At 70.0% G+C, this 15,166-nt stretch carries 12 protein-coding genes; 7 read left to right on the plus strand and 5 right to left on the minus strand.

The annotated features are described in order from the left end of the window. Positions 1 to 375: 375 nt before the first annotated feature. A complete protein-coding gene (locus MRQ36_RS28655; protein ID WP_242799861.1) occupies positions 376 to 3,324 on the plus strand; it encodes an AAA family ATPase in 2,949 nt (982 codons plus the stop codon). Between the two features lie 134 nt (positions 3,325 to 3,458). On the opposite strand, the gene MRQ36_RS28660 is transcribed toward MRQ36_RS28655, so the two are convergent. Genes MRQ36_RS28660 through MRQ36_RS28675 form a run of 4 tightly spaced genes read right to left on the minus strand, consistent with a single transcriptional unit; the run spans position 3,459 to position 7,489 of the window. Next, the gene (locus MRQ36_RS28660) at positions 3,459 to 6,134 is read right to left on the minus strand and encodes a glucosidase (protein ID WP_242799862.1); all 2,676 of its coding nucleotides are present in this window, start codon (positions 6,132 to 6,134) and stop codon (positions 3,459 to 3,461) included. Beyond that, on the minus strand, positions 6,131 to 6,373 hold the full coding sequence (locus tag MRQ36_RS28665; protein ID WP_242799863.1) for a hypothetical protein: 243 nt from the start codon (positions 6,371 to 6,373) through the stop codon (positions 6,131 to 6,133). The genes MRQ36_RS28660 and MRQ36_RS28665 overlap by 4 nt, the downstream gene beginning before the upstream one ends. 20 nt (positions 6,374 to 6,393) lie before the next feature. Beyond that, positions 6,394 to 7,032 (minus strand): HdeD family acid-resistance protein, encoded by a 639-nt coding sequence (locus MRQ36_RS28670; protein WP_242799864.1) that lies wholly within the window; start codon positions 7,030 to 7,032, stop codon positions 6,394 to 6,396. 22 nt (positions 7,033 to 7,054) lie between these two features. Then, complete coding sequence (locus MRQ36_RS28675) at positions 7,055 to 7,489, minus strand: hypothetical protein (protein WP_242799865.1); 435 nt, start codon at positions 7,487 to 7,489, stop codon at positions 7,055 to 7,057. A 177-nt stretch (positions 7,490 to 7,666) separates the two neighbouring features. On the opposite strand from MRQ36_RS28675, the gene MRQ36_RS28680 reads away from it, so the two are divergent. The 6 genes from MRQ36_RS28680 (at position 7,667) to MRQ36_RS28705 (ending at position 13,418) form a co-directional block, all read left to right on the plus strand. Next, a protein-coding gene (locus MRQ36_RS28680; protein WP_242799866.1) for an IS3 family transposase occupies positions 7,667 to 8,829 on the plus strand; the annotation gives its coding sequence in 2 pieces (ribosomal slippage) (positions 7,667 to 7,945 and positions 7,948 to 8,829; 1,161 coding nt in all). Between the two features lie 136 nt (positions 8,830 to 8,965). Further along, positions 8,966 to 9,400 carry a hypothetical protein gene (locus tag MRQ36_RS28685; protein ID WP_242799865.1) on the plus strand — a complete coding sequence of 145 codons (435 nt, stop codon included), beginning with the start codon at positions 8,966 to 8,968 and terminating at the stop codon, positions 9,398 to 9,400. Positions 9,401 to 9,422: 22 nt separating this feature from the next. Next, a complete protein-coding gene (locus tag MRQ36_RS28690; protein ID WP_242799864.1) occupies positions 9,423 to 10,061 on the plus strand; it encodes an HdeD family acid-resistance protein in 639 nt (212 codons plus the stop codon). 88 nt (positions 10,062 to 10,149) lie between these two features. Further along, on the plus strand, positions 10,150 to 10,509 hold the full coding sequence (locus tag MRQ36_RS28695; RefSeq protein WP_242799867.1) for a DUF1003 domain-containing protein: 360 nt from the start codon (positions 10,150 to 10,152) through the stop codon (positions 10,507 to 10,509). A 341-nt stretch (positions 10,510 to 10,850) separates the two neighbouring features. Continuing rightward, on the plus strand, positions 10,851 to 13,118 hold the full coding sequence (locus MRQ36_RS28700) for a lysylphosphatidylglycerol synthase transmembrane domain-containing protein (RefSeq protein WP_242799868.1): 2,268 nt from the start codon (positions 10,851 to 10,853) through the stop codon (positions 13,116 to 13,118). Positions 13,119 to 13,277: 159 nt separating this feature from the next. After that, positions 13,278 to 13,418, plus strand: coding sequence for an SDR family oxidoreductase (locus MRQ36_RS28705; protein ID WP_242799869.1), 141 nt, complete (start codon positions 13,278 to 13,280; stop codon positions 13,416 to 13,418). A gap of 30 nt (positions 13,419 to 13,448) precedes the next feature. Here MRQ36_RS28705 and MRQ36_RS28710 read toward each other — a convergent pair whose 3' ends face one another. After that, the gene (locus tag MRQ36_RS28710; RefSeq protein ID WP_242799870.1) at positions 13,449 to 15,110 is read right to left on the minus strand and encodes a hypothetical protein; all 1,662 of its coding nucleotides are present in this window, start codon (positions 15,108 to 15,110) and stop codon (positions 13,449 to 13,451) included. Between the last annotated feature and the right edge of the window lie 56 nt (positions 15,111 to 15,166).

Below are 15,166 nucleotides of genomic sequence, written 5' to 3' on the forward strand. Positions count from 1 at the left end.
GCACCTCGCCGATCCGCGCCGCCACCCGGACCAGCACGGCAACCCTCTTCTTGACGGTCGACCGGCTTCAGTACGGTTAGGGTCCAGCGTCTGCTCCAGACTGCGCCGCGCCAGCGTCATCACGCTCTCCGACGAGCGGTCGAGTCAGTTGTTCTCGCAACGGCAGCATGGCCGACACGTCTGCCGCGCACTCCCTGCCACCAGCCAGCTGATCCGGTCACTGAGGTCCTCGCTCGCGAGATCATCGAGGCTCTCACCAGCCGCGTTCGCGGCGCCCGCGGCCGCCGCCGTCGCGCTGGAGGCCGCCTCGGGAACCGACACGAGCGCCTGCCTACAGATGTCGGTTTACGAGTCCAACGGGCCATGATGAGCCTATTGCTCCGCGACGTCGAGTTTCTCGATATGGGTGCCGGGCACGTCGGCATCAACCGACGGGGTGCCGGCTCCTGTAGCGTCCGATCGTTCGACACCTCGCGACCGCAGAGGAGTGCCGCCATGATAGGTGGGCCTTCCGCGCCGGGGCTGGTGGGACGGGGAGCGGAGCTCGCCGAGCTCGCGGACTTCCTGCGCACGGCAGCCGAATCCGGCGGCGTCGAGCTGGTCACCGGCGACCCCGGCGTGGGCAAGTCCTCGCTGCTCGAGGCCGCGGTCCGCGCTGCGGCGGCGACGACCGGGTTCCGGGTGCTGCGGGCGTCGGGCGTGGAGTTCGAGGCCGACCTCGGGTACGCCGGTCTCCACCAGCTGCTCCTGCCGGTCGCCGACGCCATCGACGAGCTCCCGGACCGCCACGGCGCGACTCTCCGCGCAGCCCTCGGCCTCGGCTCGGAAGGCACGCCCGACCTGCTCGGGCTGACCACGGCGACGGTCGCCCTGCTGGGGCACCTGTCGCGCGATCGCCCGCTCCTGATCGTCGTCGACGACCTCCAGTGGGTCGACCGCGCCAGTCTCCTCCTGCTCAGCGTGGTCGCCCGGCGGCTCAACGGTTTCGCCGTCGCCCTGCTGCTGGCCCAGCGATCGGGGCACGAGACGTTCTTCGACCGGGCGTCGATCCCCACCCTGGAGCTGTCGCCCCTCTCCGACGACGACGCGGATGCGCTGCTGCGGGTGAGCCACCCGAACCTGCTGCACCCATCGGTGCGCAAGCGGATCGTTGCCGAGGCGGGCGGCAACCCGCTCGCCCTGATCGAGCTCCCCCGCGGATTGACCGCCACGCAGGAGACGGCCGTCGACACGCTGCCGGCGACCCTGCCACACAGCGTGCGCCTGCGACGGCTCTTCGCGTCCCGGATCGCGGAGCTGCCCGAATCCTGCAGGCGGCTGCTGCTCCTGGCGGCGCTGCACCACGGGGACGACGCGGAGCTGGTCCAGATTGTGGCAGGATCCTCGGCCGACCTCGCGCCCTGCGAGGTCGCCGGTCTTGTGTCGATCCAGCCCGACCCTCGACGGGTGCGATTCAGTCATCCGCTCGTCAGGGCTGCGGTCGTCGACCAGGCCACCGATCCTGAACGTCGCGCCGCCCACCGGCGTCTGGCCGAGCTGACCCACGACCGCCACGTCCGGGCGCTGCACCTCGCCGACTCCACCCTCGGAACCGACGACCACATCGCGGGGCTGCTCGACGGCGTAGCCGACGCCGCCCTGAGCCGTGGCGCCGCAGATCGGGCCGTCGCCGTGCTCCTGCGCGCCGCGGACCTGACCTCGGGAGGACCGGCAAGGGCCCGACGACTGGCCGCCGCAGCGTACCTCGGTGCCAACGTCACCGGGAGCCTCGCCGGCGCCTCCGCGCTGCTCGCGCGGGCTCGCTCGGCCGACCCGGACGCAACCGAGACACTCCAGATGGCGACCGCTGCGGCGGCCCACCTGCTCAACACCGACGGTGGTGTGGAGACCGCGCACCGCATGCTGACCCGCGCCCTCGCCCCCTCACCCACAGAGCCCGGGAGTCGAACCACGGGACTCCACGAGTGCCCCTTCTGCCGTCAGCCTTTCGCGGACGCGGACGACCTGCGCCATCACCTCGAGGGTGTGGTGAACAACGCGGTGCACACCCTGATGGTGGTGTGTGCGTTCGGAGGCCGCGAGGACCTGTGGTCCGGCTTCACCGAGACGGTCACCAGGCTGGCGCCCTGGCTCTCCCCGGTGCTCCGCCTGGCGGCGACCACGTTCGCCGACCCGGCGAGGGCGACCCCCGGGCAGCTGGCCGAGCTCGACGGGTTGGTGGCCGCTGCCGACAAGAGCACCAACCCCGTGGAGGTGCTCGAGGTCGCGATGGCCGGGCAGTACGTCGACCGGACTCCGGCCGCCGCCCTCGACCGGGTGGTGCAGGCCGGTCGTGCCGGTGGCCCGGCGACCCTTGCGGCCCAGGCCCTCCTGATGCAGGCCACAACGGCCGTCCACGAAGGCCGGTGGGCGGATGCGGCGGCGCTCGTCGACGAGGGTCTCGCGCTCTGCGCGCAGCACGACCTGCGATTGCTGGAGTGGGGCCTGCTGATCCCGCGGATGATCTTGGACGCGGCCCGGGGTGACATCGACGACCTCGCGCGGGTGCGCGACCGGATGCACCAGTGGGCTCTGCCTCGGCAGATGCTGGCTGCCCGGACCGTGACCGCGAACGCCGATGGGTTGGCGGCGCTCAGCGTGGGCCGGTTCGTCGAGGCCTATACCGCGTACTGCACGATCGCCGAGCCCGGCCGCTTGCGACCCTATGCACACGTGCTGGTCGGGAACCCGCTGGACGTGGTGGAGGCAGCGGTGCGTAGCGGGCACCTCGACGAGGCGCGCCGGCACGCCGCGGTGATGGCGTCGACGCTCGCTCCGATCTCGCCGCGGCTGGCCTTCCAGTCGGCCGCGGCGGCGGCCCTGGCCGCGCCGGTGGAGGACTACGCCGAGGTCTTCGACCGGGTGGTCGACGACCCGGACTCGGCGCGGTGGCCGTTCCACCTGGCTCGGGTGGAGCTCGCCTATGGCGAGCGTCTGCGGGTCGACCGTGCGATGCGGCGCGCGCGACCGCATCTCGAACGCGCGTGTGAGCTCTTCCACGCGCTCGAGGCCTCGCCCTGGGTCGAGCGCGCCGAGGCGGGCCTCCGGGCGACCGGGCGCACGCGGCTCGCCGCGTCTGCCGACACTGCCACCCGACTGACCCCTCAGGAGGCTCAGGTCGCCTTCCTGGCCGCGACCGGCCTGAGCAACCGGGAGATCGGGGAGCGGCTGACGTTGTCCCCCCGCACTGTGGGGGCCCACCTGTACCGCGTGTTCCCGAAGCTCGGGGTGACCTCGCGGGCCGGCCTGCGTGATGCCCTGTCCGGGCACGAGGACACCCCTTGAGAGTGACACGGGTCCGGCCATGGTGAGGTGCACCGGCCCTCGATGCGACATCGTCAGGCGTCCGCCCTCAACGCGGCCATAACAGTGTGTCGCCGCCCGCCCGCGAACCGGCCGATCGCGCACGCCTGAGGTGTCTATCCGTCGGGAGAGGACCGGCGACCGAACACCTGCCGGGCTCGGCTGGGCGGGTCGAGGAGCAGGTCGACCACGAGCGCCGTCCATCCGGTCTGGTGGCTGGCCCCGAGTCCCGCGCCGTTGTCGCCGTGGAAGTACTCGTAGAAGAGAAGGTTGTCCTTCCAGGCAGGGTCGTCGGCGAGGAGCGGCTGACCGCCGAAGACCGGGCGCCGCCCTGACCGGTCGGGCAGCCAGATGCCGACGAGGCGGTCGGCGAGGTCGGCAGCCACCTCGCGGAGCGTGTGCTGGTGGCCGGAGCCGGTGGGGTGCTCCACGGTGAACTCGGAGCCCAGCAGCTCGTCGTAGAGCAGCAGCGAGCGCACCACGAGGTGGTTCGTCGGCATCCAGACCGGTCCTCGCCAGTTCGAGTTCCCGCCGTACATGGGGGTGGTGGACTCGGCCGGCTCGTAGTCGATGGCGGCGCCAGGCGGCCCGGGCATGACATACGGCTCGAGGTGCCTCCGGGACAGGGAGCGTAGCCCGTGCGGCGACAGGAAGGCCTGCTCGTCGAGGAGGTGGGCCAGCGTCCGGCGAGCCTGGTCCGGGGTCACCAGCGAGACCACGGCACGGTGCACGCCACCGGACTCGCGGACCGGGAAGAACTGGCCCTCGTCGCGCTCGGAGGCATTGAGGCGGCGCGCCGCGGCCTTGCGCAGCGTGGCGAGCCGCTGCACCCGGTCGAGGGGCACCCCCGCGGTGGCCAGGACGGGGATGACGCCGGCCAGGGTCTGCACCTTGATCGGCGTGCTGTTGCCGGCCGCGTCGATGAGCCGGTCGTAGAAGAAGCCGTCGTCCGCGTCGTAGAGACCGGAGCCCTTCAGCGCTTCGGAGATCATGGCGAACTGTTCGAGGAACTTCACCACCATGTCGTCGTAGACCGGGTTCTCGGCCGCGAGCAGCAGAGCCAGTATCGACATGGTCAAGGAGTAGGCGGCCATCCATGCGGTGCCGTCCGCCTGCTCGATCCGTACGCCGTCGGGGAGGTGCGACCGGTCGACGGGACTGATGTTGTCCAAGCCGAGGAAGCCACCGCCGAAGAGGTTGTTGCCGTCCGGGTCCTGGCGGTTGAGCCACCAGGTGAAGTTCAGCAGGAGCTTCTGGAAGACCCGCTCCAGGAACACCGTGTCGGTGGACCCGTCGATGACGAACACCCGCAGCGCCGCGAGCGCGTGCACGGGCGGGTTCACGTCGTCGAAGCTCCACTCGTACGCCGGCAGGGCGCCGTTGGGGTGCTGGAACCACTCGCGCAGCAGGACGGTGAGCTGGTACTTTGCGAACGCCGGGTCCAGGTGGGCCCAGGCGATCGCGTGGAAGGCGAGGTCCCACGCGGCGAACCAGGGGTATTCCCACGGGTCCGGCATCGCCAGCACGTCGAAGGCGTCGAGGTGGCGCCAGCCTGCGTTGCGGATGTGCCGGTGCGATTCCGGCGGGGGAGGGCCGGCGGGATCCCCGTCGAGCCATCGGCCGACCCGGTAGGGGTACATCTGTTTGCTCCAGACCAGACCTGCGGCCGCCTGCCGGAGCACGCGCATCCGCTCCTCGTCGAGGTCCCGTCCGAGGGCGGCGTAGAACTCGTCGGCGTCGCGGCGCCGTGCCGCGAGCACCCGGTCGGCTGCCTGGTCGTCCCAGGGCGACGCGGCCTGCGGCCGGTGGAGGCGGAGACGGACGTGCGTCGTCCCGCCGGCCGGCACCGTGATCCGGTACCAGAAGGCCGCCTTCGTGCCCTGCTGGCTCGGGTTCACAGTGTCGGCACCGCCGACGACGTGGTCGTTGATCCCGTCCTTCGGAAATGCAGTGACAGTGGGTGCGCCGTACAGACGCCGCAGGTTCGTCTCGTTGTCGCAGAAGAGCGCCTGGGGCGGGCCGCCGTCGGGCGCGGGAGCGGCCTGGAGACGGTAGCCACCCAGCCGAGGGTGGTCGACCATGATGGAGTCCCCGTCGAGGGACAGGCCCGGCAGGTCGGTGCGCCCCGTCCAGCGCCACGTGTTCCGGAACCAGAGCGTGGGCAGGACGTGCAGGGTCGCCTCCTCGGGCCCGTGGTTCGTGGCGGAGATCGACATGTAGAGGTCGGTGGACGAGTCCTTGGCGTAGGTGACGTCAACGGACCAGTAGCGCCCGTCGTCGAAGATGCCGGTGTCCATGAGTTCGAACTCGAAGTCCCTGAGCCCGCGGCGCGCGTTCTCGTCGATGAGCCGCTGGTAGGGGAACTCCGCCTGCGGGTAGTGGTAGCGCCACTGGAGCAGAGCGTGGCTGGGCAGGCCCTCCAGGTACCACCAGTACTCTTTGGCGTCCTCGCCGTGGTTGCCCTGCGGCCCGGTGAGGCCGAACATGCGCTCCTTGAGGATGGGGTCTCGGCCGTTCCACAGCGCGAGGCCCAGGCACAGCTCGTGGCGGATGTCGGAGATCCCCGCCATGCCGTCCTCGTTCCAGCGGTAGGCCCGCGACCTCGCGTGGTCGTGCGGGAACGACGACCACGCGTTGCCGTCCGCGCTGTAGTCCTCGCGCACCGTGCCCCAGGCGCGCTCGGAGAGGTAGGGGCCCCACTCGTACCACGGGTTCGCTGCGAACAGGTCGTCCTCGGCCTTGCCGGTGGCCTCGGCCAGGCGGCGGTGCTCGGCGGTGTCGGCGCGGGTCATGAGGCCTCTTCTCCTGCGGGTGTCGGCTCGTCGACGTGGAACAGGTGCCAGCCCCAGGTCGGCAGCTCGACGTAGCGCTCGTGGTTGACGTCGTGGCCGGTGCGGTCCCAGTTGACGTAGCAGCGGTCCAAGCCCTGCTGCTGCAGCGCGAACTCTCGACCTCGATAGGCCTCGGCGACGAACAGGAAGCCCGGGGCCGTTCGGTGGGCGGCGCGCGGGTGGTTCCGCGCGCCGCCCACTGTCGGTGGTGGGCATGGTGTTAGCCGACTGGGTGCAGGGGCGTGTCGGTGGTGGCCGCGGCGACGGTGGTGCTCGCCTTGTTGAGGCGTTGGGGTAGTTTCTTCACCTCGATCGCGGCCACGATCTCCAGGGCGCCGTACAGCATCCAGGCGAACCCGATGGCCAGCACCGCGGCGATGAGGGTGATGTCCGGTCGGCTCAGCAGGTAGAGCGCGACGAGGGCCTCGACGATGCCCATCACCAGCACCACCCCCCAGTACGGCAGGTATCTGCGACTGCTGATCGCCCCGACGATGGCCGAGCTCCCGCGAAACAGCAACAGCCAGCCGATGGACAGAGCCACCACCAGCAGCGTCGGACCGGGCCACACGAACACGCCGATACCGACGAAGATCTCGACCAGGCCGATCACCACCGACCAGGTCCGTAGCGAACCATCGACCGGGATGCTGAACATCGTGAACGCGCCGCGGATGACCAGCAGCGTCCCCACGAAGACGACCAGATCGCCGACGGTCCAGGGGATGAAGAAGGTGAGGCAGCCGGCCACCAGGCTGACCACCCCGCTCACCAGCAGCACCCACCATCCCTTACTGATCGTGTCGACCTGCGCCCGGGTCCAGCTACGCAGCTCGTCGATCGGACTTGTCACCATCATCAGGTTCTCCTCCCCGCGCCGCTCAACTCGCCGGCTGCGCCGCGGCGAGCTCGTCAGCCCTCTTCTGCGCGAGGACGGCGTCGAGCACGGCGTACTCCGCCTCCTCCACCGCCGCCAGGGTGTAGTCGATCAGGTAGGACGCGTACTCGACGGCGTCCTCGGCGTCGCGCTGCGCCGCCTTGAGGTCGTGCTGTTCCTTCTTCTGCTCGACCCGCTCACGCATCCGGGCGATGTGCTCGTCCCACGCCCGACCCATGTCGGTCCACCACGCCGCCACCTCCGCCTCACGGGCGTCCAGCGCCTTACCCAGCGCCACCGCGTCCGCGTCCGACGTCGCACGCGCCGCCTGCACCTCACGCTGAAGCTCGTCACGCGCCTTGTCACCAGCGGCAACCGCACGAATCTCCAACGCCTTCGTACGAGCAGCAAGCTGACTGAGCTGATCTGACAATGCCATCTCTAATGCCTCCAAGACTGGGTTGGTTCCACCAGTCTTCAGCCAGACACGACCACCTAACATCCGACGGGCGACTGCATCACGCCCACCCCACTACCTAAGTGTGCTGTCCAGGGTCTGCTGCACCGATAGGTGACACCTGAGATGGCTTGCCCTGTGGGTGGGAAGGATGTTGCTGTGCCCAAGCCCTATTGCCGAGAGTTCCGCGATGACGTTGTGCGTGTCGCTCGTGACCGCGAGCCAGGCGTGACGGTCGAGCAGATCGCGAAGGACTTCGGCGTGCACCCGATGACGTTGTTCAAGTGGCTGCGCCAGGCCAACGTCGACGCCGCGCCCGGGACGGCCGGCAGCGAGTCGGCCGAGCTGCGGGAGGCGCGTAAGCGGATCAGGTTGTTGGAGCAGGAGAACGAGGTCCTGCGCCGGGCTGCTGCCTACTTGTCGCAGGCGCATCTGCCGGGAAAAGGCTCTACCCGCTCGTGAGCGAGTTGGCCGCTGACGGGATCCCCGTGGCGGTGACGTGCCGGGTATTGAAGATCGCTCGTCAGCCCTACTACCGGTGGCGTGCCCGCCGTGTCACCGACGCCGAACTGGTGGCGGCGTATCGGACGGACGTGTTTTTCGACGCTCACCGCAATGATCCGGAGTTCGGCTACCGGTTCCTGGCCGATGAGGCCCGCGCTGCCGGCCAGCCGATGGTCGAGCGCACCGCCTGGAAGATCTGCTCTGGCATGGGCTGGTTCAGCGCGTTCAGCAAGCGCAAGCGTCGGGGCAAGGGCGGCAAGGTCGGTCCGCCGGTGCACGACGATCTGGTGCGCCGCGACTTCACCGCCGATGGCCCGAACCGGTTGTGGCTGGCCGACATCACCGAGCACCGTACCGGTGAGGGCAAGCTCTACCTGTGCGCGATCAAGGACGTGTGGTCCCACCGGATCGTCGGCTACTCCATCGACTCACGAATGAAGTCGAGGCTGGCCGTCAACGCCCTGCACAACGCCGTAGCCCGCCGTGGTGACGTGGCCGGCTGCGTGCTGCACACCGACCGCGGCTCGCAATTTCGAAGCCGGAAATTCGTCCATGCCCTTAACCAGCACCACATGACCGGGTCGATGGGCAGGGTCGGCGCCGCCGGCGACAACGCCGCCATGGAGTCGTTCTTCGGCCTGCTGCAGAACAACGTCCTCGACCGCCGAACCTGGACGACCCGGCAGCAGTTGAGGACCGCGATCGTGACCTGGATCGAGCGGACCTACCACCGCCGCCGACGCCAACGATCCCTGTCCCGGTTGACCCCCGTCGAGTACGAGACCATCATGACCCGACCGGCCAGTCAGGCCGCGTGACTACGACTGTCACCTATCGGTGCAGCAGACCCCTCTTAGGTAGTGGGGTGGGCGTGATGCAGTCGCCCGTCGGATGTTAGGTGGTCGTGTCTGGCTGAAGACTGGTGGAACCAACCCAGTCTTGGAGGCATTAGAGATGGCATTGTCAGATCAGCTCAGTCAGCTTGCTGCTCGTACGAAGGCGTTGGAGATTCGTGCGGTTGCCGCTGGTGACAAGGCGCGTGACGAGCTTCAGCGTGAGGTGCAGGCGGCGCGTGCGACGTCGGACGCGGACGCGGTGGCGCTGGGTAAGGCGCTGGACGCCCGTGAGGCGGAGGTGGCGGCGTGGTGGACCGACATGGGTCGGGCGTGGGACGAGCACATCGCCCGGATGCGTGAGCGGGTCGAGCAGAAGAAGGAACAGCACGACCTCAAGGCGGCGCAGCGCGACGCCGAGGACGCCGTCGAGTACGCGTCCTACCTGATCGACTACACCCTGGCGGCGGTGGAGGAGGCGGAGTACGCCGTGCTCGACGCCGTCCTCGCGCAGAAGAGGGCTGACGAGCTCGCCGCGGCGCAGCCGGCGAGTTGAGCGGCGCGGGGAGGAGAACCTGATGATGGTGACAAGTCCGATCGACGAGCTGCGTAGCTGGACCCGGGCGCAGGTCGACACGATCAGTAAGGGATGGTGGGTGCTGCTGGTGAGCGGGGTGGTCAGCCTGGTGGCCGGCTGCCTCACCTTCTTCATCCCCTGGACCGTCGGCGATCTGGTCGTCTTCGTGGGGACGCTGCTGGTCATCCGCGGCGCGTTCACGATGTTCAGCATCCCGGTCGATGGTTCGCTACGGACCTGGTCGGTGGTGATCGGCCTGGTCGAGATCTTCGTCGGTATCGGCGTGTTCGTGTGGCCCGGTCCGACGCTGCTGGTGGTGGCTCTGTCCATCGGCTGGCTGTTGCTGTTTCGCGGGAGCTCGGCCATCGTCGGGGCGATCAGCAGTCGCAGATACCTGCCGTACTGGGGGGTGGTGCTGGTGATGGGCATCGTCGAGGCCCTCGTCGCGCTCTACCTGCTGAGCCGACCGGACATCACCCTCATCGCCGCGGTGCTGGCCATCGGGTTCGCCTGGATGCTGTACGGCGCCCTGGAGATCGTGGCCGCGATCGAGGTGAAGAAACTACCCCAACGCCTCAACAAGGCGAGCACCACCGTCGCCGCGGCCACCACCGACACGCCCCTGCACCCAGTCGGCTAACACCATGCCCACCACCGACAGTGGGCGGCGCGCGGAACCACCCGCGCGCCGCCCACCCGAAACACCCGGCGAGCACCATCCTGCGATCGTGGCCCAGCTCCAGGAACGAGCCGAGAGCGCTCAGCTCAGACTCTCCGACCGGATCACCGCGTTCGCCGGATCGATGCAGTTCGTCTACCTGCACGCTGCGCTGTTCGCCGCGTGGATGATCGTCTTCGAGAAGAGTCCGTGGCCGACGCTGACGCTCGCCGTCAGTCTGGAGGCGATCTTCCTGTCGACGTTCGTCATGATCGGCCAGAACCGGCAGGCCGCGTTCCAGCAGGCGAAGGCCGACAGCGACTACGCGAACGTCGACCAGCTGCTGGAGGAGAACGTCCGGCTCACCCGGCTGGTCCACCAGCTGACGGTCGAGGTCCACGAGCACGTCATCCGCGATTCGGAGTCGTGACGCCGGGACGATGGCGGGCGTCAGCGAAGCCCGCTGGGCCCCCAGGCGGGAAGACGTCCGGTGCGCCGAATGATGGCCCACGGCGTGCCGCCTGGCACGAGGCGCTAAGGCGGAAGCCGGGCACCCCGGACTGTGTCCCGTGAACACCGACATAGGTGGCCGTCGGCCCCTCCAACGAGTTGTACCGGTGAGGCGCGCCGTCGAGGCCGTGCTGGAAGGCGAGGACGCGCATGGCAGTGGACACGCAACCCCGACACGGTGTACGCGCCCCGCTGGTACTGACCGAGTACGAGGCCGGCCGTCGGAACCGGCGCCCCCTCGACGCCTTGATCCTCGGATCCATGGCGATTCTGGTGAGCCTCGCGGCCACGATCGCGCACTCCGCCCCCCGCGAGGACCAGGCGGTGGGGCAGGCGGTGGTCACCGTCCTCGGATGGGCCGAGAACGTGTGCCGTGCGGCGGTGCTCTGCGCACTCGTGCTCTCGGTGCTCCTCCTCCTGGTCATCGCCATGCGGCGGCGCTGGGCACTGCTCCGGGACGCGGCGATGGCGCTGGTCGTACTGGCCGGCACCGGCAGCGTCGTCGGGCGCATCGCCGGTGCTGACTGGCTGCCCATCGACGACGACCTGTGGTCACGATGGGGGTTCCCGGAATACCGGCTCGCGGCGGCCATCGCGATCCTGACAGTGGTCGGGCCCGAACTCGTTCGCCCTGTCCGTGCCGTTCTCGCCGGACTCGTCGTCGCTGCCGGCGTCGGCCAGCTCGCGATCGGATCAGCGCTGCCCTCCGGCGTCCTCGGCGCCGTGGCATTGGGCCTCGGCGCCGCAACGCTCGTCCGTCTCGTGTTCGGTTCCGCGGCCGGCGTCCCGCCGTCGGCGGAGGTTCGTGACTTGATGATCGAGGTCGGGGTCGAGCTCGACGACCTTCGACCGCTGGCGCGTCAGGAGATCGGGTCCGCGGTGTACGCCGGCCACGACCACAGCGGCCGTCCGGTCCGCGTCAGGATCCTCGGACGCGACGCCCAGGACACGCAGCGGCTCGCCCGGCGGTGGCACCTGTTGGCATACCGCGATCTGCGTCGCAGCGCCCCCGTGGGGCGTTTGGAGCAGGTCGAGCACGAGGCGTTGGCCACGCTCATGGCCAGCCGGGCGGGAGTGTGCGTTCCGGAGGTCGTCATCGCCGCGCTCGGAAGTGGGGGTGACGCTGGCCTGGTCACCCGACAGGCCGACCTCGATCCGCTCGAGCTGGTCCCGGGCGCCCAGGTCAACGACGAGACGCTCGTGCAGCTGTGGCGAGAGGTCGCGAGAATGCGCGGCGCAGGAATCTCGCATGGCCGGCTCAACGCGTCCCAGGTGATCGTCGATCACGAGGGTCGCCCAGTCATCGTCGGGCTTGCTGCCGCCACGATGGGCGCGCCGCAGCTGGCACTCGACATCGACGTGGCCGAGCTCCTCGTCTCCACCACCGTCCTGGTCGGCCCGGACCGCGCGCTGAAAGCGGCTGTCGGCGGTGCGGGCGTCAACGCCGTCAAGGGAGCGCTGCCCTACCTCCAACGCGCGGCGCTGACACCCCACACGCGCGAGCGCGCCAGGTCCCACGAGGTCGCACTCCGAGAACTGCGGAGTGCGGCGGCCGCAGCGGCGGGGACTGATCCAGTCGAGATCGCGCCGATGGCCAGGATCCGGCCACGCAACGTGCTGCTCACCGCCGCTGTGCTGTTCTCCGTCTACGCCCTCGTCGCGCAGCTGGCCGACTTCGGCTTTGCGGCTGTCGCCGACAACCTGCGGCATGCCCAGCCGGCGTGGGTCGTCGTCGCGCTCGTCGTCTCGACTTTCGGACTCGTTCCCGAGGCCATCTCGCTGCGCGGGACTGTGGCCACGCCACTACCGCTGCTTCCCTGCGTCGTCTTCAAGTCGGGGCTCAAGGTTGTCAGCCTCACCGTTCCCGGCCCGGCCGGCACGGTGGCGGCGACAGTGCGCTTCGTACAGCGTATGGGCGGAACCGCGACCGAGGCGGTCGCATCCGGAGCGGTCGACGACGTCGCGGAGAAGGTCGTCCAGATTCTCCTGGTCGTTCTCATGCTGCCGTTCGTGCGAGAGGGCCTCAGCCATGTCCATCTCGATGTCGGCGACCCCGACTACAGGTTGGTCGCTGCGATCGTGGCGACGATCGTCGCCAGCGGGTTGGTGGTCGGGCTCGTCCCTGCGGTGCGCAAGAGAGTCGTCCCGCCTCTTCGCGAGGGCCTGCGCATCGTCGAGGTCGTGCTCCGTGATCGCCGGAAACGGCTCGAGCTGTTCGGCGGGAACGCCCTCGGCGAGCTGACGTTCGCGCTCGGCCTCGGCGCCGTATGTCACGCCTACGGCGTCGGCCTCACGATCGCCGAGCTACTCGTCATCAACATCGGCGCGTCCGTGCTCGCTGGCCTGATCCCCGCGCCCGGAGGGGTCGGGGTCGCCGAGGCGACGCTGACGGCGGCACTGATCGCGTTCGGCGTGGACGAGTCGACGGCATTCGCCATCGCCATCACCACGCGCCTCTGCACCCACTACCTCCCGCCCCTCTGGGGCTACCCCTCTCTCCTGTGGCTGAGAAGACAAGGATTCGTGTGATGCGGCCTCCGGCGCAGTTCGTCGGTCACTCGTCGTGGGCTCGACACGCCCTGCTGGTGAGCCCTCGCCACCGGGTTCACCAGCGCACGTCCTGGGTCGTGCCGCGCGCCGCCGGCCTGTCCCGTGCCGGCGGTCGGGAGTGTTCGTGCTGCTCCAACCATGTGGCCGTCGACGGCGGTCAGCGCGGCCACACCGGCGTTCGCCGACGCGGTGGCCTGGTTGCTCTCGGACCACGCCGGCTACATCCACGGCGCGGAGATCGCCGTCGACGGAGGCATCACGGCGACCCGTACCGGTTGAGTCGAGCCGTTCGAGCCCACGGACACCGCACTAGCGGCGGGGAAGGGTCCTCCACCAGGGCGCGTCGCAGGCTTCGGGCTTCTCGACCAGCTCGCTGAGGCGCAGCGCGGCGTAGAGTTGCGCAATCGTGGTGGTGGGCCGGATCTGCTCCAGGCCGACCTCACGGGTGACGGCCTGGCGTAGCGCGGACCGGTCGGGCAGGTAGCGGGTGGGCTGGCCGAGTAGGCAGCCGGCCTCGGCGCGGTACCAGGTGTCGACGATGTTGGGACCGGCGGGCTGCTCGGTGGTGGACGACAGGCGTGCCTGGTCGACCGCCTCGACCAGGGCGTTGGTCAGACGCTGTTGGTCACCGCCGCCGCAGCCCGCGGTGGTGGCCACCAGCAACGCCATGTGGACCAGCCGGTAGCTGTTCTGGTGGGGCAGGTCCGTCGCGGCGCTGAGGGTGCGGCGCAGCTCGGTGGCCTGCTTCGGACAGAACCCGGGGTACGCCGACGCGAGGTAAGCCAGCGTCATGGTCGACGGCGGTTGTGCCTCCATGGCGGCGGTTGCCTGCTCGACGGTGGGTAGCTGCCGCCGGTCGTAGGCCAACGCCAGGATCGTCCGGTCCAGTAGGGTGAGTTCCGCCTGCCAGTTGGCCGGTTCGGGTGCCGAGCTGCCGAGGCGGCGCAGCAGGTCCACAGCGAGGGCGGTCTCCAGCGGATCGCCTTGGCCTACTCCGTCGACCAGTCGGGACTCCGAGCGGACGACTCGGCGCAGTGTCTCGACCTGGTTCGCCGGGAGGGTGGCCCTGATCCCGGCCGACGCCATCGCGTCGACGACGGTGATCACCGTCCCCTGACCGATGGCGCCGCCCCGGTCGTACCGGGACTGGCCCAGCGTGGTCAGTACGGTACGCGCCAGGACGCCGAACGTTGCCCGGTCGATGATTCCGGCCTCGGCCAGCGGGGCGAGGTTGGCGACGGTGTCGAGTTGCTGGTCCAGTTCGGTGCCCGCGGCGGCGAGCCGGGCTCGGGCGGTGTCGGCCACCGGGGCGGGCAGCGGGCAGGGCCGCTTCGCGGCCGAGGCAACGATGGCGGAGGTCGCCGCGGTATCCACCGTCGCCGACCGGTCGCAGGGGAGCCGACCGGCGGCGCGCTCCAGGAGAGCGGCCAAGCCGGCAGGAGCGGGATCGCCGGTGTCCAGGATCTGCCGGGCGAGTTGGGCGGCGACCAACACCCGGCGAGGATCGCCGGGCGCCGCCGCCAGCGTCGACCCGGTCCAGGTCAGCATGGGGGCGAGCCGGTCAGTCGGGAGCCGGTCCAGGGCGTCGAGTGCCCGCAGCGCCTTGGTCAGGGCCAGCCAGCGGAAACCGTCCTCGTCCGCGGCCGGTTTTGTCGGCCACCAATCGGTGATCAGTACGACGGCGCGGTCCCGCTGCTCCTGCGGAAGCTGACCGGAGACGGCCAGCACCCGGACGGCGTCGGCATAGAGGGTGGGGTCGGGGTCGATGGGTCCGGCCACCACTGGGTACGCCGGCCCCTGATAGATCAGGTCGGTGGCGCGTACGGCGGCCTGCTCGGCCCAGTGCGCGGTCAGGCCCGGGGGAACGGGGCGTTCCGGCCGCTGCGAGGGCTGCGACGCGGCCGGTGAACATCCCGCCAGCGTCACCAGCAAGACCGCGACGGCTGCGATCCGGCCCCTGCGCTTCCCCACCATCATGACCTCCACCACGAAGAAGAATCCGGTCGCTGGCGGCGCCGGGAGCCTGA

Source organism: Micromonospora sp. R77 (genome assembly GCF_022747945.1).
Taxonomy (GTDB): Bacteria; Actinomycetota; Actinomycetes; order Mycobacteriales; family Micromonosporaceae; genus Micromonospora.

Excerpts from the sequence above, each read along its gene's own strand:
- MRQ36_RS28705 (WP_242799869.1), top strand. The coding sequence starts at position 13,278 with ATGTGGCCGTCGACGGCGGTCAGCGCGGCCACACCGGCGTTCGCCGAC.
- MRQ36_RS28670 (WP_242799864.1), bottom strand. The coding sequence starts at position 7,032 with ATGATGGTGACAAGTCCGATCGACGAGCTGCGTAGCTGGACCCGGGCG.
- MRQ36_RS28675 (WP_242799865.1), bottom strand. The coding sequence starts at position 7,489 with ATGGCATTGTCAGATCAGCTCAGTCAGCTTGCTGCTCGTACGAAGGCG.
- MRQ36_RS28660 (WP_242799862.1), bottom strand. The coding sequence starts at position 6,134 with ATGACCCGCGCCGACACCGCCGAGCACCGCCGCCTGGCCGAGGCCACC.
- MRQ36_RS28690 (WP_242799864.1), top strand. The coding sequence starts at position 9,423 with ATGATGGTGACAAGTCCGATCGACGAGCTGCGTAGCTGGACCCGGGCG.
- MRQ36_RS28685 (WP_242799865.1), top strand. The coding sequence starts at position 8,966 with ATGGCATTGTCAGATCAGCTCAGTCAGCTTGCTGCTCGTACGAAGGCG.
- MRQ36_RS28700 (WP_242799868.1), top strand. The coding sequence starts at position 10,851 with ATGGCGATTCTGGTGAGCCTCGCGGCCACGATCGCGCACTCCGCCCCC.